General features: G+C 72.9%; 16 protein-coding genes. 10 read left to right on the top strand and 6 right to left on the bottom strand.

Annotated features, from left to right (window positions below; all coding sequences use genetic code 11):
• Positions 1-1176, bottom strand: a complete 1176-nt coding sequence (locus EFL26_RS13870; RefSeq protein WP_221176951.1) for an endonuclease/exonuclease/phosphatase family protein — start codon at positions 1174-1176, stop codon at positions 1-3.
• Positions 1177-1276: 100 nt separating this feature from the next.
• Between EFL26_RS13870 and EFL26_RS13865 the strand changes: the two genes are divergently transcribed.
• Complete coding sequence (locus EFL26_RS13865) at positions 1277-1492, top strand: hypothetical protein (RefSeq protein WP_123223429.1); 216 nt, start codon at positions 1277-1279, stop codon at positions 1490-1492.
• Between the two features lie 10 nt (positions 1493-1502).
• Here the strand turns inward: EFL26_RS13865 and EFL26_RS13860 are convergent, their stop codons facing one another.
• Positions 1503-2522 carry a patatin-like phospholipase family protein gene (locus EFL26_RS13860; RefSeq protein WP_246000185.1) on the bottom strand — a complete coding sequence of 340 codons (1020 nt, stop codon included), beginning with the start codon at positions 2520-2522 and terminating at the stop codon, positions 1503-1505.
• A gap of 130 nt (positions 2523-2652) precedes the next feature.
• Between EFL26_RS13860 and EFL26_RS13855 the strand changes: the two genes are divergently transcribed.
• The 9 genes from EFL26_RS13855 to EFL26_RS13815 all read left to right on the top strand — a co-directional run bounded on the left by EFL26_RS13855 (position 2653) and on the right by EFL26_RS13815 (position 15574).
• Entirely contained in the window at positions 2653-4161 is a 1509-nt protein-coding gene (locus EFL26_RS13855; RefSeq protein WP_123223428.1) for a sensor histidine kinase, read from the top strand.
• Positions 4162-4444: 283 nt separating this feature from the next.
• On the top strand, positions 4445-6586 hold the full coding sequence (locus tag EFL26_RS13850; protein WP_123223427.1) for an ATP-binding protein: 2142 nt from the start codon (positions 4445-4447) through the stop codon (positions 6584-6586).
• A complete protein-coding gene (locus EFL26_RS13845; protein ID WP_123223426.1) occupies positions 6573-8606 on the top strand; it encodes an ATP-binding protein in 2034 nt (677 codons plus the stop codon). The genes EFL26_RS13850 and EFL26_RS13845 overlap by 14 nt, the downstream gene beginning before the upstream one ends.
• 69 nt (positions 8607-8675) lie before the next feature.
• Positions 8676-10076 (top strand): pyridoxal phosphate-dependent decarboxylase family protein, encoded by a 1401-nt coding sequence (locus EFL26_RS13840; protein WP_123223425.1) that lies wholly within the window; start codon positions 8676-8678, stop codon positions 10074-10076.
• 9 nt (positions 10077-10085) lie between these two features.
• Positions 10086-11654 (top strand): xylulokinase, encoded by a 1569-nt coding sequence (locus EFL26_RS13835; RefSeq protein ID WP_123223424.1) that lies wholly within the window; start codon positions 10086-10088, stop codon positions 11652-11654.
• 316 nt (positions 11655-11970) lie between these two features.
• The gene (locus tag EFL26_RS13830) at positions 11971-12489 is read left to right on the top strand and encodes a CAP domain-containing protein (RefSeq protein ID WP_183408182.1); all 519 of its coding nucleotides are present in this window, start codon (positions 11971-11973) and stop codon (positions 12487-12489) included.
• Positions 12490-12563: 74 nt separating this feature from the next.
• A complete protein-coding gene (locus EFL26_RS13825; RefSeq protein WP_123223422.1) occupies positions 12564-13412 on the top strand; it encodes an LLM class F420-dependent oxidoreductase in 849 nt (282 codons plus the stop codon).
• Between the two features lie 9 nt (positions 13413-13421).
• Positions 13422-14033 (top strand): TetR/AcrR family transcriptional regulator, encoded by a 612-nt coding sequence (locus EFL26_RS13820; protein ID WP_123223421.1) that lies wholly within the window; start codon positions 13422-13424, stop codon positions 14031-14033.
• 29 nt (positions 14034-14062) lie between these two features.
• On the top strand, positions 14063-15574 hold the full coding sequence (locus EFL26_RS13815; RefSeq protein ID WP_123223420.1) for an FAD-dependent oxidoreductase: 1512 nt from the start codon (positions 14063-14065) through the stop codon (positions 15572-15574).
• 17 nt (positions 15575-15591) lie between these two features.
• On the opposite strand, the gene EFL26_RS13810 is transcribed toward EFL26_RS13815, so the two are convergent.
• The 4 genes from EFL26_RS13810 to EFL26_RS13795 all read right to left on the bottom strand — a co-directional run bounded on the left by EFL26_RS13810 (position 15592) and on the right by EFL26_RS13795 (position 21371).
• Positions 15592-16326, bottom strand: coding sequence for a hypothetical protein (locus tag EFL26_RS13810; RefSeq protein WP_123223419.1), 735 nt, complete (start codon positions 16324-16326; stop codon positions 15592-15594).
• The gene (locus EFL26_RS13805; RefSeq protein WP_123223418.1) at positions 16323-16955 is read right to left on the bottom strand and encodes a SatD family protein; all 633 of its coding nucleotides are present in this window, start codon (positions 16953-16955) and stop codon (positions 16323-16325) included. The genes EFL26_RS13810 and EFL26_RS13805 overlap by 4 nt, the downstream gene beginning before the upstream one ends.
• A gap of 63 nt (positions 16956-17018) precedes the next feature.
• Positions 17019-20012, bottom strand: a complete 2994-nt coding sequence (locus EFL26_RS13800; protein ID WP_123223417.1) for a bifunctional [glutamine synthetase] adenylyltransferase/[glutamine synthetase]-adenylyl-L-tyrosine phosphorylase — start codon at positions 20010-20012, stop codon at positions 17019-17021.
• A gap of 21 nt (positions 20013-20033) precedes the next feature.
• The gene (locus EFL26_RS13795; RefSeq protein ID WP_123223416.1) at positions 20034-21371 is read right to left on the bottom strand and encodes a glutamine synthetase family protein; all 1338 of its coding nucleotides are present in this window, start codon (positions 21369-21371) and stop codon (positions 20034-20036) included.
• Positions 21372-21373: the final 2 nt, after the last annotated feature.

Raw genomic sequence — 21373 nt, 5'->3', positions numbered from 1 at the left:
TCAGAAGTCGGTGAGGTCGGCGTAGATCGCGGCGTGGTCGGACGCCTCCTGCTGCTTGGCGGTCAGCGTCGGGAAGATGTCCCACGGGTCCTTGGTGCGCGCCCCGCGCCACACGCCCTTGCGGAAGACGCCGCCGCCCACCACCCGGCCGAAGAGCGGACCCGACATCAGGATGTAGTCGATCTTCTCCTTCTCGTTGCCCGACCCGTAGGTGCCGCGACGGTGGTTCCAGTCGAACGCCGGGTGTGCACTGACGTCGCTCAGGCCCGGCACGTCCAGGAGCGGTGCGAGCGCGGAGCTGGACGGGTCGTCGTTGAGGTCGCCCATGATCGCCACGTGGTCGATCCCCTCGGCGCGCACGGACGCGTAGATCTCCGCGACGCGCGCAGCCTGCCGGTGCCGTCGCTTCGCGCCCACCGGGTCGCCGGGCGAGGCGTAGCCCTTGGACTTGAAGTGGTTCGCCATCACCACCAGGCGCGTGCCGAGCGGGGTGTCGACGTGGTACTCGCAGCAGTCGCGGGAGAACACCACCCCCTGAGCGTCCTGGTCGAAGATGTGGGTGCGGATCTGCACCAGCCGGTACGCCGTCCGCGCCAGGAACCCCACGTCGATGCCGCGGGTGTCGTTGCCCTCGACGAGCATCACCTGCTCGTACGGCGTGCCGCCCACCGCCGGCAGCATCGCGTCGTTGAACATCTGCAGGCCGGGCCGGTCGTCGGCCTCCACGACGGTCGCGACGTCGGCGTCCAGCTCGTTGAGCACGCGCGCAGTGTTCTCGGTCGCGACCTCGTCGACCGCGACGGTCTTGAGCTCGATCCAGCCCACCCAGTCCGCCCGGCCCTTCGCGACCAGGACCACCGGGCCGGTGCGCGGGCGGCGTACCAGCTGGCCCCGGACCTTGCGGAGCACGGCGTACGGGCCGTCGTCGGAGCGCAGCAGACCCAGCACGTCGAGCTGGGCGAGGATGTCGGCCTCGACGCCGGCATAGCTCGACCGCTCGAACAGCTCGGAGACGCGGGCGTGCGCAGCGAGCACCTGCCGCCGGGTCGCGGCGTCACCCTGGGTCTCGTCCATCGCCTTGGGGCGCGCGAACAGGTTCTCGACGTTGAACGACGCCAGCCGCACGGCCGCCTCCCCGGGCGGCCCGGGTCGGGCGCCGAGCCCGCCCGACGCCATCAAACCAGTGCGCCACGACCGACCACAACGGTTGCGCCGCCACAGATCGAGGCCCTTCGGCCCGGGTGCAAACCGCTGCCGATCGGCGAGGATGGCAGCGATGTCCACCGTCCGCCCTGACGAGCTGGTGCTGCAGATCGTGCGCGATCTGGAGACCGAGCACGAGTTCGTCCTGCGCGTGCCGGCGCGCCCGTTGCAAGGGGTGATCGACGTCAAGTGGGCGATCAAGACGGCCGCCCAGGTGCTCGGCCGGCCGGTGGAGGCGTTCGAGCGTCGGGCCGACGGGCACGTGATCCTGGTCGCGTCGCTCACCTGAGCCGGTCGGGTCAGGGCTGCGTGCCGCCCGGCTCCGGGTCGTCCTCGGGAGCCTCGCGGTCCAGCGCCTCCCGGGCCAGCGTGCGCCCGAGGTCGATCAGCTCGGCGGCACGGTGGAAGTCCAGGGTGCGGCAGGCGTCCTTGGGCACCGTGATCAGCAGGTCGGGAGGGTGGGCGGCCAGGGAGTAGCGGGTCAGCGCGCTCTGGGCTGCGTCGAGGGACAGGCTGACCACGTCGCGCATGCTGACGGACGGGAGCACGTCGGCCGCGCCGTCGGCGGTCGCTGGGTCGGCGGTCGCGACGAGCTCCGCCGCGACGTCCGCCTCGGGCACGTCCGGCGCGGTACGGCGTACCGGGAGGCGCTGGGCCACCGCCTCGACGGCGTCGGAGCTGAGGATGCCGGCTGCGTTGCTGCGGAACCGCTCCCACCACTCGGCGACGGGCCGGCGCTCGGCGCTCTCGCGCGTCGGGGCGTACGGCTGCCGGCCGCGCGGTCCCTGCAGCGAGACCGCCACGACGAGGTCGGCCCGCGCGGTCGCGGTGGCCGCCACGGGCACGGGGTTGAGCACTCCCCCGTCGACCAGGATCCGGCCGTTGACCGCGGTCGGCGCGATCACCCCGGGGATCCCGATCGAGGCACGGATCGCCCGGTCGAGCGGGCCTTCGTCGAGCCACACCTCCCGCCCGGCGAGCAGGTCGACGGCGACGGCCGTGTAGCGGATCGGCAGGCTCTCGATCCGCCGGTCGCCGACCAGCTCGGCCATGCTCCCGAGCACCCGGTCGGCGCGGATCACGCCGCCCGAGGCCAGGGCCGGGTCCATCTGCCGGAGCACCGAGCGCTGCGAGAGGCCCAGCACCCACTCGGTGTAGGAGGCCAGCTCCCCGGCCGCGAAGACACCGCCGACGAGCGCGCCCATCGACGAGCCGGCCACCGCGACGATCTCGTGCCCGCGCTCCTGGAGCTCGTTGATCACTCCGATGTGGGCGTAGCCGCGAGCTCCGCCGCTTCCGAGGGCGAGTGCGACGCGCAACGACATCTCCTTCACGGCGGCCTGCCCACGAGCCTACGGCGCGCCGCATCCTGGCGCGTCGTACGCCGGTGGCCGTCCCCGTCCACAGGCCGAGGACGCGAGCACAGGCGGCTGTGCCAAGATCGCTGCCGTGACCGAGGACGCGAGTCCTCCCGCCGTGCGCCCCGGCGGGAGCGCGACAGGCCGCGGACAGTGGGGCGAGTTCTGGAGCACGCCAGGCCCACTGCGCGCCTACCTGCTGGCCTGCGGCGTGGCCGCGCTCGTGCTCCCCTTCCTGCTCTCCGGAGTCGGTCCGGTCCGTCCCGCGCACACGGCGTGGTCGACCGTGCTCCTGCTCGTGCTCGTGTCGGCGCTGAACGTCGAGTTCGGGCGCGTGCTCGCCGGTGGGCTCGCGCGCAGCAACCAGCCCCACAAGGCCCTGTCGGCGTGGGCGTTCGCCGCCGCGCTGCTGGTGACCACCCCGTGGCTGCTCGTGGTCGTGCCGGCCACCTACCTGCACGCGCGCCTGCGCGGGCTCCGGGTGCCGCTGTGGAAGTGGGTCGGCTCCGGAGCGTTCCTGGCGCTGGCCGGCGTCGCCGCGGCCGTGGTGCGCCACCTGGTCAGCCCCCACGAGTCGAACTGGATGGCCGGCAACGGCGGCAGGGGCCTGCTCACCATGGTGGCCGCGGCGTTGACGTTCCTCGTCGTCGAGAGCCTGCTGTTCGTCGGTCCCGCCCTGCTCAACCACGCCGAGGACGAGTCGTGGCTGCGGAGCACGCTCGCGAGCACGTCGTACTACGCGACCGAGGGCGGCGTGCTGCTCATCGGTGGCCTGCTCTCCGCGGTGTGGACCGGCGGCGGATGGTTCGTCCTGCTGTTCGTGCCGATCTACGCGCTGGTCCAGCGCGCGGCGCTCCACGAGCCGCTGCGCGAGCGCGCCGAGGCGGCGGCCGAGCTGGCGTCGAAGAACGAGCAGCTCGAACGGGCCAACCAGTTCAAGGCCGACCTCATGGGCATGCTCGGCCACGAGATCGCGAACCCGCTGACCGCGATCGTCGGTCACGCCCAGATCGGGAGCGAGGTCCTGCAGGACGGCGGAGACCCCACCGTGGTCCGCTCCTCCCTCGAGGTGGTCGAGCGGAACGCGTCGCAGATCAAGACGGTGCTCCTCGAGGTGCTCGCGATGGTGAGCAGCGAGGGCGGCACCCTGACCGCGCGGCGCGAGCACTGCCCGATCGCGCCGCGCCTCGCGGAGGCGGCCGCGACCCAGCCGGCCGGCCACCGGCCGGTGGTCGACGTCGAGCCGGACCTGGTGGCGTGGGTCCAGCCCGGACACCTGGACCAGATCCTCGCGAACCTGCTCAGCAACGCGGAGAAGTACGCCGGAGGCGCCACCGAGCTCCGGGGATGGCGGGCACCGACCGGTGAGGTGCTCGTCTCGGTGACCGACGCCGGCGGCGGCATCGCCCCGGCCTTCCGCGACAGCCTGTTCCAGCGGTTCAGCCGTGACACCGTGACGGCCGGGACCGTGACCGGCACCGGACTCGGCCTGTTCATCAGCCGCGAGCTCGCCCGCGCCAACGGCGGCGACCTGCACCACGAGGACGTCCGGCCGCACGGATCGCGGTTCGTGCTGACCCTGGCACCTCCCGAGGCCTGATCCGCTTCGAGCCAATTGCCCGGTTGAGGACCAAGACCCCTATCGGACGCACGGGGGATGTGCGGCGAGCATTTCGGGCGTACCGTCACATTCGGGCCGCACGTAGGGGAAAACGCGCGGCTCGTCGCTCCGCACAGCGCCTCGGCGCTACCGCCCAGGGGGGTCGGGCGGAGCAACTGGTGAGGGAGGGCAGTCGGCATCGTGCGCCGCTCGTGCGGTCGAGCGCGCGGACGACGTCGCCGGCTCGACGGGGATCGCCGAGACGGCGGGCAGGGAGCGGATCATGGCCGACGAGCCGAGACGGACCGACCCGGACGCGGACCTGGAGGCAGCGCGGGTCGAGGAGGGCGGCCCGGCCGCGCGACGCACGCCCTCGAGCCGACTTCCGGCGATCGCGATCGCGCTCGCGACCTTCGCCGCCGGCGGAGCGCTCGGCCTGGTGGCGAGGAACGTCCTGGACCGTCAGGAGCACACGCTCCTCAAGGAGCGCACCAACGAGGTCAGCACGATCCTGAGCACCGCGATCAACGACGCGCGGACGAACCTGCGGGGAGCCGGGGCCGCCGGGGCGGCCGACGGCGCGTCTCCGCTGTTCACCACCCTGACCAATCTCTCGGTCGTCCAGGGATCGCAGGTCGTGGTCGCGCGTGACCAGAACGGCTCGTTCCTGACGGTGGCCGCCGCCGGGACCGGCGTACCGGCACTGGGCGCGCCGCTGCCCACGGACCTCGCCGAGGTCGCGCAACGGGCCCTGGGCGCGAAGGACATGATCTCCGGCATCGTCGGCAGCGGGAGCAACCGGCGCGTCGTGCTCGCCCTCACCACGCCGAACGACCCGCAGGCCGTGGCCTACATCAGCAGCAAGCTGCCCGGCCGGACCGCGGCTCCCACGACCGCGAGCTCGCCGTACCGCGAGCTCAACGTCGCCCTCTACACCGGCGCCCAGGCCAGCTCCGGCGCGCTCGTCCTCGCCTCCGGCGACGTCCCCCGCGCGGGCGGCGGCACGGTCACACGTCTGCTCGACGTGGGCGCCGAGAAGTGGCTGCTCGCCGTCTCCACCCGGGATCCCCTGGTGGGACCACTGGCCACCGCGTTCCCCTGGCTCGTCCTCGGCACCGGCGCCGCGCTCGCGGTCGTGCTCGGCCTGCTCACCGAGGTGCTGATCCGCCGCCGTGCCTACGCGCTGCGGCTGGTCGACGAGCGCACCAGGTCGCTGCAGGAGGCGAGGATCGCCGCGGAGAAGGCGAACCGCGCCAAGAGCGAGTTCCTCTCCCGGATGAGCCACGAGCTGAGGACGCCGCTGAACGCCGTGCTCGGGTTCGGGCAGCTGCTCGAGATGGACGGACTCACGCCAGACCAGGCCGAGAACGTCAGCCAGATCACCAAGGGCGGGGCGCACCTGCTCGACCTGATCAACGAGATCCTCGACATCAGCCAGATCGAGTCCGGGCACATGTCGCTCAGCCCGGAGGCGGTGCTGGTCGGCGACGTCGTGGGGGCCGCGGTGTCGCTGCTGCGACCGCTGGCCGAAGAGCGGGGGGTGCACCTCATCGGCGGCGTCGACCACGGCTGCGGGCACTTCATCTTCGCGGACCGCCAGCGGCTCAAGCAGATCCTGCTGAACCTGATCGGCAACGGCATCAAGTACAACCGCCAGGGCGGCTCGGTCTCGATCAGCTGCTTCCAGCCGGTGCGCGGCACGCTCCGGATCCAGGTCACCGACACCGGACCGGGCATCGCGGCGGACCAGTTCCACCTGCTGTTCGCGCCCTTCGAGCGGCTCGGCGCGGAGCAGACGTCCGTGCCCGGCACCGGTGTCGGGCTCGCACTCTCGCGCGGCCTCGCCGAAGCGATGGGCGGGAAGCTCGACGTCGAGAGCACCCCGGGACGCGGGAGCACCTTCTGGGCGGAGTTCCCGATCGTCGAGAGCCCGACGAAGATCTACGAGGAGGCGACCCAGCGTGCCGCACGGCCCGACGAGGGTGGACCGCTCACCGTGCTCCACATCGAGGACAACCTCGCCAACGTCGAGCTCGTCGAGCGCGTCCTCGCCCAGCGGCCCGACGTCACCGTCGTGCCGGCGATGCAGGGGCGGATGGGCGTCGACCTGGCGAAGCGGCACCACCCCGTCCTGATCCTGCTGGACCTCAACCTCGTGGACCTGCCCGGCGCGGAGGTCCTGCAGATCCTGCGCGACGACCCCGTGACCGCCGACATCCCGGTCGCGATCGTGAGCGCCGACGCGATGCCCCGCCAGGTGCAGCGGCTGCTCAGCAGCGGCGCGATCGCCTACCTGACCAAGCCGATCGACATCCACCGCCTGCTCGAGATCGTCGACGACGCCGTTGCCCAGGCCACGAGGCCCGGCGACTCCGTGGCCGCCCAGGGGCCCCTGACCGTTGTGGACCCCGATGCAGCTGGCTGACTCCGCGATGCTCGAGCCGTTCGCCTGGTCGCCCGTGCTCATCGTCGACGACGACCAGGCCAGTGCACTGCTCGCGCTCAAGCTGCTGCTCCGGTCGGGCCTGCGCTCCGTCGACACGATCAACGACGCTCGCCTGGTGGTCGACTGGGTCGAGGAGCACGACCCGGACCTGGTCCTCCTCGACCTGCACATGCCCTTCCTCGACGGGTACGCCGTGCTCGCCGCCCTGCGCGAGCGGGCCTCCTCCACCGAGCTGCCGGTGATCGTGCTCACCGCCGACGACACCATGGGGGCCTCCACGCGGGCGCTCGAGCTCGGCGCGAACGACTTCCTGCTCAAGCCGCTCCAGCCGGTCGAGCTCAACCACCGCGTCCGCAACCTCCTGGACATGCGGGCGGCCCACCGCAGCCTGCAACGTCGGCAGCGCTGGCTGGAGGAGGCCGAGCGGTTCTCCCGGGAGCTGTTCTCGGGCGAGGTCGAGCGGCCGGTGATGACGATGGCCACCCGGGCGATGGCGCTGGCCGACGCCGACCACGTGCTCGTGATGCAGCCGGCCGAGCAGGGCCACCAGGACGGCGTACCGACCCCGTTCCACTGCGTGGGTGCCTCGCAGAGCGGGCCGACCGAGGACCTGACCATCGACCTCGACGAGCGCCTGTGCGCGCAGCTCGCCGGCCACGCGACCCCAGTGCTGATCGAGGACGCGAAGGAGGACCCGGGCGTGTCGGTCAGCGCCGGGGAGTCCGTCGACATCGGCCCGATGATGCTGCTGCCGATCCGGATGGCCGACACGACGCGCGCGGCGGTGGCCCTGCTCCGGGAGCGCGGGCGCGAGCCCTACGGTCCCAGCGACCTGGAGACCGCGCACCAGTTCGTCACCCGGGCGGCGATCGCCCTGGAACTGGTGGACCGCAGGACCGAGCAGAAGCGCTACCTGGACTTCTTCGAGATCCTGGTCTCGCAGGTCGCCGAGTACGCCATCCTCCGGCTCGACGTCGACGGCACGATCGCCTCGTGGAACGTCGGAGCCGAGCGGGTGCTGGGCTACCGGGCCGAGGACGCGATCGGCCGGCACTTCTCGCTGCTGCACCCCGAGGAGGACCTGCGCGACGGCACCCTGGACCGGCTGCTCGACCGCGCGCGCGGCACGGGCCGCGCCCAGCACCAGGGCTGGGGGGTGCGCAGCGACGGCACCCGGTTCTGGGGCGAGGTGTCGGTCAACGCGCTGCGCGACCACCACGGCGCGCTGATCGGCTACGCCAAGCTGACCCGCGACCTGACCGAGTCCAAGCGGCTCGAGCTCGCGCGCGAGTCGTTCTTCGCCGCCCTCTCGCACGACCTGCGCACACCGCTGAACTCGATCCAGGGCTTCGTCGAGCTGATCCCGATCGTCGACGACGAGCGCCGCGGCGAGTACATCAACCGCGTGCACAGCAACGTCGGCCGGCTCACCGTCCTGATCGACAACCTCCTCGACCACGCTCGGGTGCGCGCCGGCGCCCTGCCGATCAACCCCCAGGTGCTCTACGCCCCGGGCGTCGCCGCCGCGTGCGTCCGGGACCTCGCTCCGCTGCTCAGCGGCCACGAGGTGATGGTCGGCCGCTCCGAGCTGACGGTGTACGCCGACCAGCAGATCCTCGGCCGGGTCCTGGCCAACCTGCTGGTCAACGCCACCCGCTACTCACCGGACGGGAGTCCCATCGAGATCAGGTTCGAGCAGTACGCCGACAGCGGCCGGATCATCGTCTCCGACCACGGCCGCGGGATCGCCCCCGAGGACCTCGAGACGATCTTCGACGAGTTCGAGCGCGGGACCCTGGCCGAGGCCGACGGCGGCACCGGACTGGGCCTCTCGAGCGTGCGCCAGCTGGTCGCCCTGCAGCGCGGCGACGTCTGGATCGACAGCGAGCTGGGCGTCGGAACCACGGTCACCGTCGAGCTGCCGCTGGGCCCGCCGAGCGACAAGGCGTCCGACGTACCTGCGTCCGAGGCGGTCCAGGAGGACGGGCCCCAGGCCTGACCGATGTCGGGGGCACCGGGGTCCTAAGACCCTGTGCCGGCCGGGCGCCCGTCTCGGAGATTGGGTGCCATGGCCACCTATCCGTACGCCGACCGCTTCCCCGTCCACCGGGCGCTGCCGGACGCCGGTCGCGCGCGCGGCGAGGTGCTCGCCGAGCTGCACACGATGGCCCGCGAGGAGGACGCCGTCTGGGAGAGCGGCAAGTGCTCCGGGACGATGTACTCCGGCGACCACGACCACTACCGGTTCCTCAACGAGGCCTTCGGGCTGTTCGCGCACACGAACGCGCTGCAGCGCGACATGTGCCCGAGCGCCACGAAGTTCGAGGGCGAGATCATCGCGATGGTCCTCGACCTGATGCACGCCGACGCGGTCGACGACGGGACCCCGGCGGGCATGGTCACCAGCGGCGGCACCGGGAGCATCCTCCACGCGATGCTCGGCTACCGCGACCACGCGGCGCAGCACCGGGGCATCACCCGGCCCAATCTCGTCCGGCCCGAGACCGCGCACGCCGCGTTCGACAAGGCCTGCCACCTCTTCGGGATCGAGATGCGCACCGTGCCCGTCGTCCCCGAGACGACCCTGGCCGACGTCGCCGCCACGGAGGCGCAGATCGACGAGAACACGATCGCGATCGTCGGCTCGGCCGGGAACTACGGCTACGGGACGATCGACCCGATCGCCGAGCTCGGCGAGGTGGCCCGGTCCCACGGCGTCGGCCTGCACGTCGACGCCTGCCTGGGCGGGTTCATCCTGCCGTTCGGCGAGGAGCTCGGCTACGACATCCCCCGCTTCGACTTCCGGGTGCCCGGGGTCACGAGCATCTCGGCCGACACGCACAAGTACGGCTACGCGTTCAAGGGCAGCTCGACCGTCGTCTTCCGCGACAAGGCCTTCCGCAACGCGCAGTACTTCCACCACGTCGGATGGAGCGGTGGCAAGTACATGTCCCCCGGCATGGAGGGCTCGCGCTCGGGCGGGCTGCTGGCGGCGACCTGGGCCGCGATGGTCGAGCTCGGCCGCGACGGCTACCGCGAGCACGCCCGGGCGATCTTCGCCACCGCCGACGCGATGAAGGCCGTGGTGCTCGAGCACCCGGAGCTCCGCCTCCTGGGGGCTCCGACCTTCTGCTTCAGCTTCACCTCCGACGAGTTCGACATCTACCACGTGGCCGACCACATGGCCGCGAGCGGCTGGCGGTTCAACGGGCAGCAGTACCCGAACGCGATCCACATGGCGGTCACGGGACCGCAGACCCAGCCGGGCGTGGTCGAGCAGTTCAGCGCGGACCTGGCCGCCGCCGTCGAGCACGCGCGCAAGCAGCAGGCGGCCGGCGAACCGGCGTACCTGAGCGCGATCTACGGCGGGGTCGCCGGCGGGCTCACGACCGACGTCGAGGACTTCGTGATCGCGATGATGAGCGAGATGCTCGACGCCCAGCAGTCGATCCCGCCCCCGGGCGGGTGACGCCTCGTGATGCGCCGGCTGGTGCTGGCCGTCGACCTCGGCACCGGTGGTCCGAAGGTCGGGCTGGTGACGCCGACCGGCTGCATCCTGTGGTCGGAGCACCTGCCCGTGCGGACCGTCCGTGGCCCGGGCGGCGCCGCGACCCAGGACGCCGACGAGTGGTGGCGACTCGTGGTCGAGGCGACCCGGCGGGCCGTCGGTGAGACCGGGTGCCGGCCCGAGGAGGTGGTCGCGGTCTGCGTGACCGGCCAGTGGGCCAGCACGGTGCCGGTCGACGCGAGCGGCCACCCGGTCGGCGAGTGCGTGATGTGGATGGACACCCGTGGCGGGCCGCACGCGCGTCGGGTGGTCGGCGGTCACGTCCAGGGGTTCCGGGGTCGCGCGCTCGCGACCTGGATCCGGCACACCGGCGGGGTGCCGTCGACGTCGGGCGACGACCCCCTCGGCCACATCCTCCACCTCGAGCGGGACCGGCCGGAGATCGCGATCCGGACCCGCTGGTACCTCGAGCCGGTCGACTACCTCTCGATGCGGTTCACCGGTGTGGCCGCGGCGTCCCACATGTCGATGACCGCCGCCTGGCTGACCGACAACCGCCGGCTCGACCTCCTCCAGTACGACGCGAAGCTGCTCGCGCTCGCCGGGCTGGACCCGACCCGGCTGCCGCCGCTGGTCCCGTCCGGGTCGGTGATCGGCCCGGTCCTCCCGGCCGTCGCGGCCGGGCTCGGCATCTCCCCGGCCGCGCAGGTGGTGACCGGCATGCCGGACCTGCACGGGGCCGCGATCGGCTCGGGCTGCGTGCTCCCCCACGAGACCCATGTGTCGATCGGCACGACGTCGTGGGTCAGCTGCCCGCTGCCGACGAAGAAGACCGACGTCGTCCGCCAGCTCGCGACCGTGCCCGGGCTCGGCGAGCCTGCCGGGGGCGGCTACCTGCTCGGCAACAACCAGGAGAGCGCGGGCCGCTGCCTGGAGTGGTTCCGCGACGTCGTCGCCGTCGGGCTCGAGGGCGAGCGGCCGTCGTACCCGGAGATCACGGCGCTGGCGGCGACCTCACCACCCGGAGCCGGCGGCGTCATCTTCACGCCCTGGATCGGGGGCGAGCGCAGCCCGGTCGACGACCGGTCGGCGCGCGGCGGCTTCCACAACGTCTCCGTGACGACCACCCACGCCGACCTCGCCCGCGCCGTGCTCGAGGGCGTCGGCCACAACCTGCGCTGGTTGCTCGAGGCGGCCGACCACTTCACCGGGCGCCGGCTCGGGCCCGTGCGGATGATCGGCGGCGGCGCCCAGTCCGACCTGTGGTGCCAGATCGTCGCCGACATCGCCGACCGGCCGGTCGAGCGCGTCGCCGATCCCCTGCTGGCCGGGCTGCGCGGTGCGGCGCTCAACGCGGGCCTCGCCCTCGGAGACGTCTCCCGGGGCGAGGTGCGCGGCCTGGTGCCGGTCGACCGGGTCTTCCCGCCCGACCCGGTCGTCCGCGGCGTCTACGACCGGGCGTTCCACGAGTTCCCCCGGCTCTACCGGGCCCAGCGCGGCATGTTCCGGCGGCTCAACCGCCCCGGAACCCCGGCCTGAGACCGACCGCCCCGTAACCCTTCGGACCGACCTGCCCAAATTGCGGTCTCCGGTACCAATTTCGTGCTGAATCGTTGAAGATGGGGTAACGGTCCGACATGACCGATATGAGGGATAATGCCCCTGTATCTGCCCAGCCGGACCAGCAACCCGACGAACAGCCCGACCAGCAGCCCGACCAGCAACCCGACCAGGACGCCGAACCGCCCGGGAGCGGCATCGACGGCCCCGTTCACTCGGACGAGCCAGCGGAAGGACCTGAATGAACTTCACCGAACCGGTTGCGAGCCGCCCAGGCGACCGCCACAGTGTGCGCGTGACGCGATGGCTGTGGTCGGCGAGCCTCCTCGGCCTCGTGGCGATCTTCCTGATCCCGGCCGCCCCCGTGCAGGCGAGCTCGGAGAACGGCGCCGCAGTCACGCGGTCCACGACCGGCGCCCTCACCGCGGAGTACTTCGCGAGCCGCCTGTTCGCGCGCACGAACTACCGCCGGGTCGCCCGCGGCTGCCGCCCCCTGCGGCTGGACCCCGCGCTGGTCCTGGCCGCCCAGCGGCACAGCGACCTGATGTCCTACACGGCCGACCTCTCGCACCGTCTGGCCGGCGAGGGCGACCTGGTCGCGCGCGACGTCGCCGCGGGCTACACCCACTGGCGGATCCTCGCCGAGAACCTCGCCTGGGGCCAGGCCACGCCGCGGGCGGTCTTCCATGACTGGGTGCAGAGCCCCGAGCACCGCGCCAACCTGGACAACTGCCGGCTGCGCGACGTGGGCTTCGGCGTGGCCTTCAGCGGTGGACGGCCCTGGGTCACCGCCGACTTCGGACGCCACCTCTGAGGGTCCTGCATTCTCATTGAGTGCACTATGATTCTGTCCTGACCGCCCGACCGGGCGGCGCGACAGGAGACCTCATGCGTCACGGCATCGTGCTGTTCACCAGCGACCGAGGGATCACCCCGGCCCGGGCGGCGAAGGCCGCCGAGGACGCCGGCTTCGACACGATCTACGTGCCCGAGCACACCCACATCCCGGTCAAGCGCGACGCCGCCCACCCCGGCACGGGTGACGAGACCCTGCCCGACGACCGCTACCTGCGCACGCTCGACCCGTGGGTCTCGCTCGCCACGGCGGCCGCGGTCACCGAGCGGATCCGGCTCTCCACCGCCGTCGCGCTGCCGGTCGAGTCCGACCCGATCACGCTGGCCAAGACGATCGCGACGCTCGACCACCTGTCAGGCGGCCGGGTGACGATCGGCGCCGGGTTCGGGTGGAACACCGACGAGCTCAGCGACCACGGGGTCCCGGCCGGCAAGCGGCGTACGGTCCTGCGCGAGTACGTCGAGGCGATGCGGACGCTGTGGACGCAGGATGAAGCCGCCTACGACGGGGAGTTCGTGAGCTTCGGCGCCTCCTGGGCCTGGCCGAAGCCGGTCCAGGCCCACATCCCGCTGCTCGTCGGCGCGGGAGCCGGCCCGAAGACCTTCGCCTGGATCGCGGCGAACGCCGACGGGTGGATGACCACGCCGATCGAGACCGACATCGCTGCCAAGGCGGCGGCGCTGCACGAGGCCTGGCAGGCGGCCGGCCGTGCCGGCGCCCCGGAGATCGCGGTGCTGGTCGCGATGCGGCCGTCGCCCGACGACCTCGCCGCCTGGGAGGCCGCGGGCGCGACCGAGGTGATCTGGGGCCTGCCGGACAAGAGCGCCGAGGAGGTCGAGGCGTTCATCGCCCGCCACGGTGCCCGCCTCGGGCTGAGCTGACCGACCGACATGACCCTGAGCGCCAAGGGCACCCGGCTCAACAAGCGGGGCCTGGAGACCCGGGAGCACCTGCTGCGCTCCGCGCTGCGCTCGCTGGCCGAGGGCGGCCCCGACGCGGTCAGCGCCAGCTCGGTCGCCCGTGAGGCCGGCGCGACCTGGGGCACCGTCCAGCACCAGTTCGGCGACGTCGACGGGCTCTGGGCGGCCGTGCTCGAGTACGTCCTCGCCGACCGTGACGCGATGACGCCCCGGCTGCCCGGCTCCCCCGACCTCGGCGCCCGCGTCGACGCGATCCTCGACCTGTTGTGGAGCGCGATGGACCGGCCCGCCTCCCGGGCGATCCACCACCTCCGGCTCGCCCTCCCCCGGCAGCGCGACGAGCTGGAGGCGGCGTACCCGCGCACCGCGGCCGCGATCGCGCACTGGGACGCGGCCTGGACCGAGACCGTCGAGCGCGCCTTCGACGGCCTCGACGTCGACCCGGTCAAGCTCGCGCGCGTCCGCAGCCTGCTGCCCGGCGCGATGCGCGGCCTGCACAGCGAGCAGTTCCTCAGCACCTACACCGACTCCGACGAGGCGCGTGCCGGCCTGGCCGGCGCCCTGGTCGCCTACCTCTCCTGACCTGCAGTCCTCACCCGAAGGGATCGTCCATGCCCGAAGCCCAGGTCTTCGACGTCGTCGTCGTCGGCTCCGGAGGCGGAGCGATGACCGCCGCGCACCTGGCCCAGAAGCGCGGGCTCCGCACCGTGGTGGTCGAGAAGACCGACAAGCTCGGCGGTACGTCGGCGTACTCCGGCGGCGCCTGCTGGCTGCCCGGCTCCGACGTGCAGCAGCGCGCCGGCATCGCCGACTCCACCGAGTCCGCCCGCACCTACCTCGGGGCGATCCTCGACCACCCCGACCGGGACAAGATCGAGGCGTTCCTCCTCCAGGCTCCTCGCGTGGTGGCCGCGCTCGAGGAGGACCCCGCGCTGGTCTTCGAGTGGCTGCCGTTCCCCGAGTACTTCGACGCGCCGGGCCGGGTCAGCTGGGGCCGCTCGATCCAGCCCACCAACGTGCGGCGCGACGAGCTGCCCGCCGAGGTGGCGGGGCTCGTGCGGCCTCCGGTCGAGCGCGACCGCGCGGGCGAGGGTGGCCGCAACACGCTCAGCGGCGGGCAGGCCCTGATCGCCCGCCTGCTCTGGGCCTTCGTGCGCGACGGTGGCACGGTCCTGACCTCGCACTGCGTGGACGGGCTGCTGCGGGAGGGCGAACGCGTGGTCGGCGTACGTGCCCGGACTGGCGACGGCGTGGTCGAGGTGCACGCCCTCCGCGGTGTGGTGATCGCCGCCGGCGGCTTCGAGCGCAACCAGGCCTGGCGGTCCGAGCACGGCGTACCGGGAGACGCGGCCTGGTCGATGGCTCCGGCCGGCACCAACGCCGGTGAGCCGATCGCGGCCGCCGTGGAGGCCGGCGCCGCGACCGACCTGCTCGACCAGGGCTGGTTCTGCCCGGGCCTCGAGCAGCCCGACGGCGGCGGCTCCTTCACCCTCGGCTTCCGCAGCGGGGTCATGGTCGACCACGAGGGGCGCCGGTACGCCAACGAGTGCCTGCCCTACGACCGGTTCGGGCGCGCGATGGCCGCCGCTCCGGGACGGATCCCGTCGTGGTTCGTCTTCGACTCCCGCGAGGGCGGTCGGCTGCCCGCGATCGCCATGCCGGAGGGCGACCCGGCCGAGCACCTCGCGGCCGGAACGTGGGTCCGGGGCGACTCCCTGCAGGAGCTGGCCGACCGGCTCGACCTCCCCGCCCTGCCCGAAACCGTCGAGCGCTTCAACGGCTTCGCCGAGAAGGGCCTGGACGAGGACTTCGGACGCGGGTCGGACGAGTACGACACCTTCTTCGCCGGCGGCGACGGGCCCGACAAGGCCCTGGTGCCCGTGGACCAACCGCCGTTCTACGCCGCCCGCTTCGTCCTCTCCGACCTCGGCACCAAGGGCGGGCTGGTCACCGACGCCCACGCGAGGGTGCTGCGGTCCGACGGGAGCGCGATCCCCGGGCTCTACGCGACCGGCAACTCCTCGGCGTCCGTGGTGGGCGCGGTCTACCCGGGGCCGGGCGTCCCCCTCGGCACGGCGATGGTCTTCGCCTCGCTCGCGGCCGAGGACCTCGCCGGGTCGTGACGGTCGGGCGGTCGCACCTACCGGGCCAGCAGGACCAGTGAGCCGAGCGGCACCAGCCAGCTGACGAAGCTGCCGACCAGGAAGTACTCGGTCAGGTGGTGGATGCGGACCTGGTCCTGCTTGGACTGCAGCTCGGGGAACCGCAGCAGGCCCTTGGCCGCGATCACGATGCTGGCCGCGGTCAGGTGGCCCGCGAGGCCGAGCCCGAGGATGAAGACCCGCTCCATCGGACCGAGGAGCCGACCGCCCTTGAGCCGGGTCTCGGGGTCGTCGATCCCGCCCAGCCGCGTGGGGTTCACCGTGCCGGTGGCGGCCAGCACCAGCCGGACCAGCACGTTGCCGGTCGACAGCTGCACCAGGAACGCACCGCACAGCAGCAGCGCGCGATCGGCGTCGAGCCCGCGCAGCACCGGGAGCGGGTCCTTCGAGAGCCAGTCCTGCAGGACTCCACCCGCCGGACTCGCTGCCGGCGCGACCAGCACGGCCAGCACGAAGGCCGCCCCGATCAGCAGCAGCGGCACGGACGCGCGGTTGCGACCGAAGCCCTGGCGCACGGTGTAGCCCCAGCCGAGCACGATCGCGGCGATCACCACGAGAGCCAGCACGTCACGCAGCCCGGTCAGCCCGCAGGTGACGCCGACCAGGACGGCCACCGCGGCACCGACGCACTCCGGCACGATCCGCACGGGGCGCACGGAGTGACCGAGGTCGGCCACGGCGATCCCGATCATGAGGACCGCGATCCAGCTCATGAGACTCTCCCGAGGTTGAGGTCGGCCGCGACCAGGGCCGACAGTCCGTCTGCACGCACCCGCTGCGAGACCGCCGACGGCGTGATCCCGAGGGTGTCGGCCAGCTCGCGCTGCGTGTGCCCCTCCAGCAGACCACGCAGGATCGACAACGAGCGCTCGCCGAGCGCGCCCACCGCCTCGTCGCGCAGGACCAGCGCGGCCTCGACCAGGTCCTGGTCGGGTCCGGCGGTGTCGGCAGCGATGCGGAAGACCGTACGCCGGTAGCGGCTGCCGGCGTGCTCCTGGGCGCGCTGCACCTCGTGGATCGCGTCGCGCGCCACCCACCAGCCCGGGCCGTCCTCGACCCGCGGATCCTCCTGCAGGACGCTCACCTCGCCCCACCCCAGGCCGTGACGCACGTCGTGCTCCGGCAGCAGACCGAGCCGGAGCCGCAGCGACGCCTGCAGCGCCTGGCCCACCGTCGCGAACGCGCCCTGGAACTCGTCGCCGACCGTGATCCGTAGCGGGGTGGTCGGCGAGCAGCGGTCGTTGATCGTGTCGAGCAGCCCGGTCAGCCGCTCATGGAGGGCGGGACGGTCACCGGCCCGCCGGGACGCCACGACGTCCCCGATCACCGTGGCCGTCAGCATGGGACTTCATCCCTCATGGAATGAAGCATACAGCGAAAGTTCTACTGATATGAAGCACATCGCTTATCTGTCGGCCCAGAACACCCGGTCGACGACGGCGCGTGCCCGCCGGGCCGTGCGCTGGTAGTCGTTGACCATCGCCGCGGTCTGGCCCGGCCCGTAGCCGAGGATGCGCGCCACCGCTGCCCGCTCCCGGGGGTCGGTGGGGAGCTGGTCGGAGGGACGTCCGCGCACCAGGACGGTGGCGTTCCGGGCCCGGCTGGCCAGCTTCCACGCCGCCTCGAGGGCCTCGGCGTCGGGTTCGTCGAGCAACCCGTGGGCGACGGCAGCAGTGAGCGCCTCGATCGTCTTGGTCGTGCGCAGGGCGGGCACCGCGCCGGCGTACTGGAGCTGGAGGACCTGCACGGTCCACTCGACGTCGGACAGACCACCGCGGCCGAGCTTGAAGTGGGTGGCGGGGTCGGCGCCGCGCGGCAGGCGCTCGTCGTCGACCCGGGCCTTGATCCGTCTGATCTCGACCAGGTCGTCGGCGCCCAGCCCGGCCTCGGGGAACCGCAGCGGGTCGATCAGCGCCGTGAACCGGGCGAGGAGCGCGCGGTCACCGGCCACGGGCTCGGCGCGCAGCAGCGCCTGGGCCTCCCAGACCGCCGACCACTTCGCGTAGTAGGCGGCGAACGAGTCCAGAGTGCGGGCCAGCGGCCCCTGCTTGCCCTCCGGCCGGAGGTCGGCGTCCACCTCGAGCGGCGGGTCGGTCGCCGGCAGCGCCAGCAGCCGGCGCAGCTCGAGCACCACGGCCTGGGCCGCGCTCGCCGCCGCCTGGGGCTCCGCACCGGCGTTCGGCTCGTGCACGAACATCACGTCGGCGTCGCTCCCGTAGCCCATCTCGTAGCCGCCGTACCGGCCCATCGCGATCACGCCGATGCGCGTGGGCAGCGCCACTCCGCGCTCGCGCTCGACCGCCTGGGTGGCGACCGCGAGGGCCGCCTCGAGCGTGGCATCGGTCAGGTCGGTCAGGGCGTAGCCGACCTCGGCGACCCCGAACGGCACGCACAGGTCGGCCGCGCTGATCCGCAGCAGCTCGCGCCGGCGGATCGCCCGGATGCTGTGGATCGCGGCGACCGCGTCGTCGCGCCGGGCCGCGTTGGCCAGCATCTCGGTCTGGATCGCGTAGCGCCCCAGCGGACGCAGGCCGCCGCCCTCGCCGCCGAGGATCTTCACGCCCTCCGGCTCCCGCTCGAGCAGGTCGGTGGCGTACCGGCTGGTGGCCAGCACCTGCGCCAGCCGCTGGGCGGTCTGGCCCTCGTCGCGGAGCAGCTTGAGGTACCACGGCGAGCTCCCGAGCGCGTCGGAGATCCTGCGGAAGCCGAACAGGCCGGCGTCGGGGTCCGGGGCGTCGGCGAACCACTCCAGCAGCACCGGCAGCAGCGTGCGCTGGATGGCCGCCGTCCGGGACACCCCGGACGTGAGCGCCTCGAGATGGCGCAGCGCGGCCACCGGGTCGGCGTACCCGAGCGCGGCCAGCCGCTGGGTCGCGGCCTCGGGCGTCAGCCGCGCCTCCTCGCCGGGGATGCGCGCGACCGCGGCCAGCAGGGGGCGGTAGAAGAGCTTCTCGTGCAGGCGGCGGGCCTCGCGGCGGTGGTGGTGCCACTCCTTCACGAGCTCGGCGACCGGTGACCGGCGGTGCCCCATCGAGCGACCGAGGCGGCGCAGGGCGGCCTCGTCCTCGGGCACGACGTGCGTGCGCCGGAGCTGGTGGAGCTGGATCCGGTGCTCGAAGGTGCGCAGGAACGTGTACGCGTCGTGCAGCGACCGGCCGTCCTCCCGGCCGACGTAGCCGCCCTCGGTCAGGCGCCACAGGGCGCTCAGGGTGGCCGGCGGACGCACGGCCTCGTCGGTGCGCCCGTGCACCAGCTGCATCAGCTGCACGGCGAACTCGACGTCGCGCAGCCCGCCGGAGCCGAGCTTGAGCTGCCGGTCGGCCTCGTGCGCGGGGATGTGCTCGAGCACGCGGCGTCGCATCGCCTGCACGTCCTCGACGAACCCCTCCCGCTCGGCGGCGTGCCAGACCATCGGGCCGATGGTCTCGGCGTACTGCCGACCCAGGGCGAGGTCGCCCGCCACGGGGCGGGCCTTCAGCAGGGCCTGGAACTCCCAGGTCTTCGCCCAGCGCTCGTAGTAGCCGCGGTGGCTGGCCAGCGTGCGCACCAGCGGTCCGGCCTTGCCCTCGGGGCGCAGCGCGGCGTCGACCGGCCAGATCGTGCCCTCCGCGGTCTGGTCCGAGCACACCTGCATGAGGGTCGAGGCGAGCTGCGTGCCGATGCGGAGGGCGGCCTGCTCGTCCTCGCCGGCCGCCGGCTCGGCCACGAAGATCACGTCGACGTCGCTGACGTAGTTCAACTCGTGGCCCCCGCACTTGCCCATCGCGATCACTGCGAGCCGGCAGCGGGACGCGTCCGGGCCGACTCGCGCACGGGCGACCGCCAGGGCGGCGTCCAGGGTGCCGGCCGCGAGGTCGGACAGCTCGGCGGCGACGTCCTCGACGGCGACGTGGTGGGCCAGGTCGCGGCTGGCCAGGCGCAGCAGCACTCGGCGGTACTCCACCCGGAGCGCGTCCACGGCCGCCTCGTGGGGCAGCGCCGCCACCGGCTCGGCAGCCCCCGGATCGGCGCCCACGGCGGCGACCAGGCCGGCGCGCACGGCGTACGCCGCCGGACGGGTGGAGCCGAGGGTCGGGTCGGTCAGCTCGCGCCAGTGCTCCGGATGCCGCTCCAGGTGCTCCCCGAGCGCGCTGCTGAGCCCGAGCACGCTGAGCAGCCGCATCGCGGTGCCCTCGTCCTCGACCAGGGCACCGATCAACGCGTCACCGTCGTCCGCCGACGCCCGCACCCGCAGCAGGGCGGCGAGCGCCAGGTCGGGGTCGGCCGTCCGCGCCAGCAGCGCGACCAGTGGTCCCGCCGCCGGCCCGAGGGAGCGGAGGTGCTCCGCGGCGCGGTCACCGTCCTGGAAGCCGGCGCGGAGCAGGTTGCCCGCCGACAGCAGCGACTCGTCACGGGCCATGCGTACGTCGACCCGGCCGGCCTAGATGACCGGCAGCATCTGGTCGCGCTCGAACGCCGAGACCTGGCCCCGGTAGTCCTCCCACTCCTGGCGCTTGTTGCGCAGGAAGAAGTCGTAGACGTGCTCGCCGAGGGTCTCGGCGAGGAGCTCGGAGCGCTCGGCGACGACGATCGCGTCGTGCAGGTTCTTCGGCAGCTGCTGCAGGCCGAGCGCCTGGCGCTCACCGTCGGTCAGCGACCAGACGTCGTCCTCGGCCTCGCGGGGCAGGTCGTACTGCTCGGCCAGGCCCTTCATGCCGGCCGCGAGCACGACCGCGAAGGCCAGGTAGGGGTTGCAGGCCGCGTCGACGGAGCGGAGCTCGATGCGCGTGGACTGCCCCTTGTTGGGCTTGTACATCGGCACGCGGACCATGGCCGAGCGGTTGTTGTGCCCCCAGCAGATGTACGACGGCGCCTCTCCCCCGCCGATCAGCCGCTTGTAGGAGTTCACCCACTGGTTGGTCACGCAGGTGATCTCGGCGGCGTGGTGCAGGATCCCGGCGATGAAGTGCCGCGCGGTCTTGGACAGCTGGTACTCCGCGCCCGCCTCGAAGAACGCGTTGCGGTCGCCCTCGAAGAGCGACACGTGCGTGTGCATGCCGGAGCCGGGCTGCTCGGTGAACGGCTTGGGCATGAAGCTGGCCCAGACGCCCTGACCCAGCGCCACCTCACGGACGACGGTGCGGAAGGTCATGATGTTGTCGGCGGTCGACAGCGCGTCGGCGTACCGGAGGTCGATCTCCTGCTGGCCCGGACCGCCCTCGTGGTGGCTGAACTCCACCGAGATGCCCATCGACTCGAGCATCGTGATGGCCTCGCGACGGAAGTCGGAGCCGGCGCTCTGCGCGGTGTGGTCGAAGTAGCCGCTCTGGTCGACCGGCACCGGCGGCTGGCCCGGCTCCGGCTGGCCCTTGAACAGGTAGAACTCGATCTCCGGGTGCGTGTAGAACGTGAAGCCCTGCTCGGCGGCCGACTGCAGCGTGCGCTTGAGCACGAACCGCGGGTCGGCGTACGACGGAGACCCGTCGGGCATCGCGATGTCGCAGAACATCCGCGCCGTGGCGGGCCCGTCGCCGCGCCACGGGAGGATCTGGAAGGTCGACGGGTCAGGGCGGGCGAGCATGTCGGCCTCGGTCACCCGGGCGAACCCCTCGATCGCCGAGCCGTCGAAGCCGATGCCCTCGGCGAAGGCACCCTCGAGCTCGGCCGGCGCGATCGCCACCGACTTCAGGTAGCCCAGCACGTCGGTGAACCACAGCCGCACGAAGCGGACGTCACGCTCCTCGAGTGCCCGGAGCACGAAGTCTTCCTGCTTTCCCATGG

The organism is Nocardioides pocheonensis (assembly GCF_003725535.1).
GTDB classification, from domain to species: Bacteria; Actinomycetota; Actinomycetes; order Propionibacteriales; family Nocardioidaceae; genus Marmoricola; species Marmoricola pocheonensis.
This window is presented reverse-complemented; position numbering and strand designations above follow the sequence as displayed.

What these genes read in the sequence shown, in the direction of transcription:
- EFL26_RS13870 (WP_221176951.1), bottom strand. Translation starts at nt 1,176, where the DNA reads ATGGCGTCGGGCGGGCTCGGCGCCCGACCCGGGCCGCCCGGGGAGGCG.
- EFL26_RS13865 (WP_123223429.1), top strand. Translation starts at nt 1,277, where the DNA reads ATGTCCACCGTCCGCCCTGACGAGCTGGTGCTGCAGATCGTGCGCGAT.
- EFL26_RS13850 (WP_123223427.1), top strand. Translation starts at nt 4,445, where the DNA reads ATGGCCGACGAGCCGAGACGGACCGACCCGGACGCGGACCTGGAGGCA.
- EFL26_RS13845 (WP_123223426.1), top strand. Translation starts at nt 6,573, where the DNA reads ATGCAGCTGGCTGACTCCGCGATGCTCGAGCCGTTCGCCTGGTCGCCC.
- EFL26_RS13840 (WP_123223425.1), top strand. Translation starts at nt 8,676, where the DNA reads ATGGCCACCTATCCGTACGCCGACCGCTTCCCCGTCCACCGGGCGCTG.
- EFL26_RS13835 (WP_123223424.1), top strand. Translation starts at nt 10,086, where the DNA reads ATGCGCCGGCTGGTGCTGGCCGTCGACCTCGGCACCGGTGGTCCGAAG.
- EFL26_RS13825 (WP_123223422.1), top strand. Translation starts at nt 12,564, where the DNA reads ATGCGTCACGGCATCGTGCTGTTCACCAGCGACCGAGGGATCACCCCG.
- EFL26_RS13820 (WP_123223421.1), top strand. Translation starts at nt 13,422, where the DNA reads ATGACCCTGAGCGCCAAGGGCACCCGGCTCAACAAGCGGGGCCTGGAG.
- EFL26_RS13815 (WP_123223420.1), top strand. Translation starts at nt 14,063, where the DNA reads ATGCCCGAAGCCCAGGTCTTCGACGTCGTCGTCGTCGGCTCCGGAGGC.
- EFL26_RS13810 (WP_123223419.1), bottom strand. Translation starts at nt 16,326, where the DNA reads ATGAGCTGGATCGCGGTCCTCATGATCGGGATCGCCGTGGCCGACCTC.
- EFL26_RS13805 (WP_123223418.1), bottom strand. Translation starts at nt 16,955, where the DNA reads ATGCTGACGGCCACGGTGATCGGGGACGTCGTGGCGTCCCGGCGGGCC.
- EFL26_RS13800 (WP_123223417.1), bottom strand. Translation starts at nt 20,012, where the DNA reads ATGGCCCGTGACGAGTCGCTGCTGTCGGCGGGCAACCTGCTCCGCGCC.
- EFL26_RS13795 (WP_123223416.1), bottom strand. Translation starts at nt 21,371, where the DNA reads ATGGGAAAGCAGGAAGACTTCGTGCTCCGGGCACTCGAGGAGCGTGAC.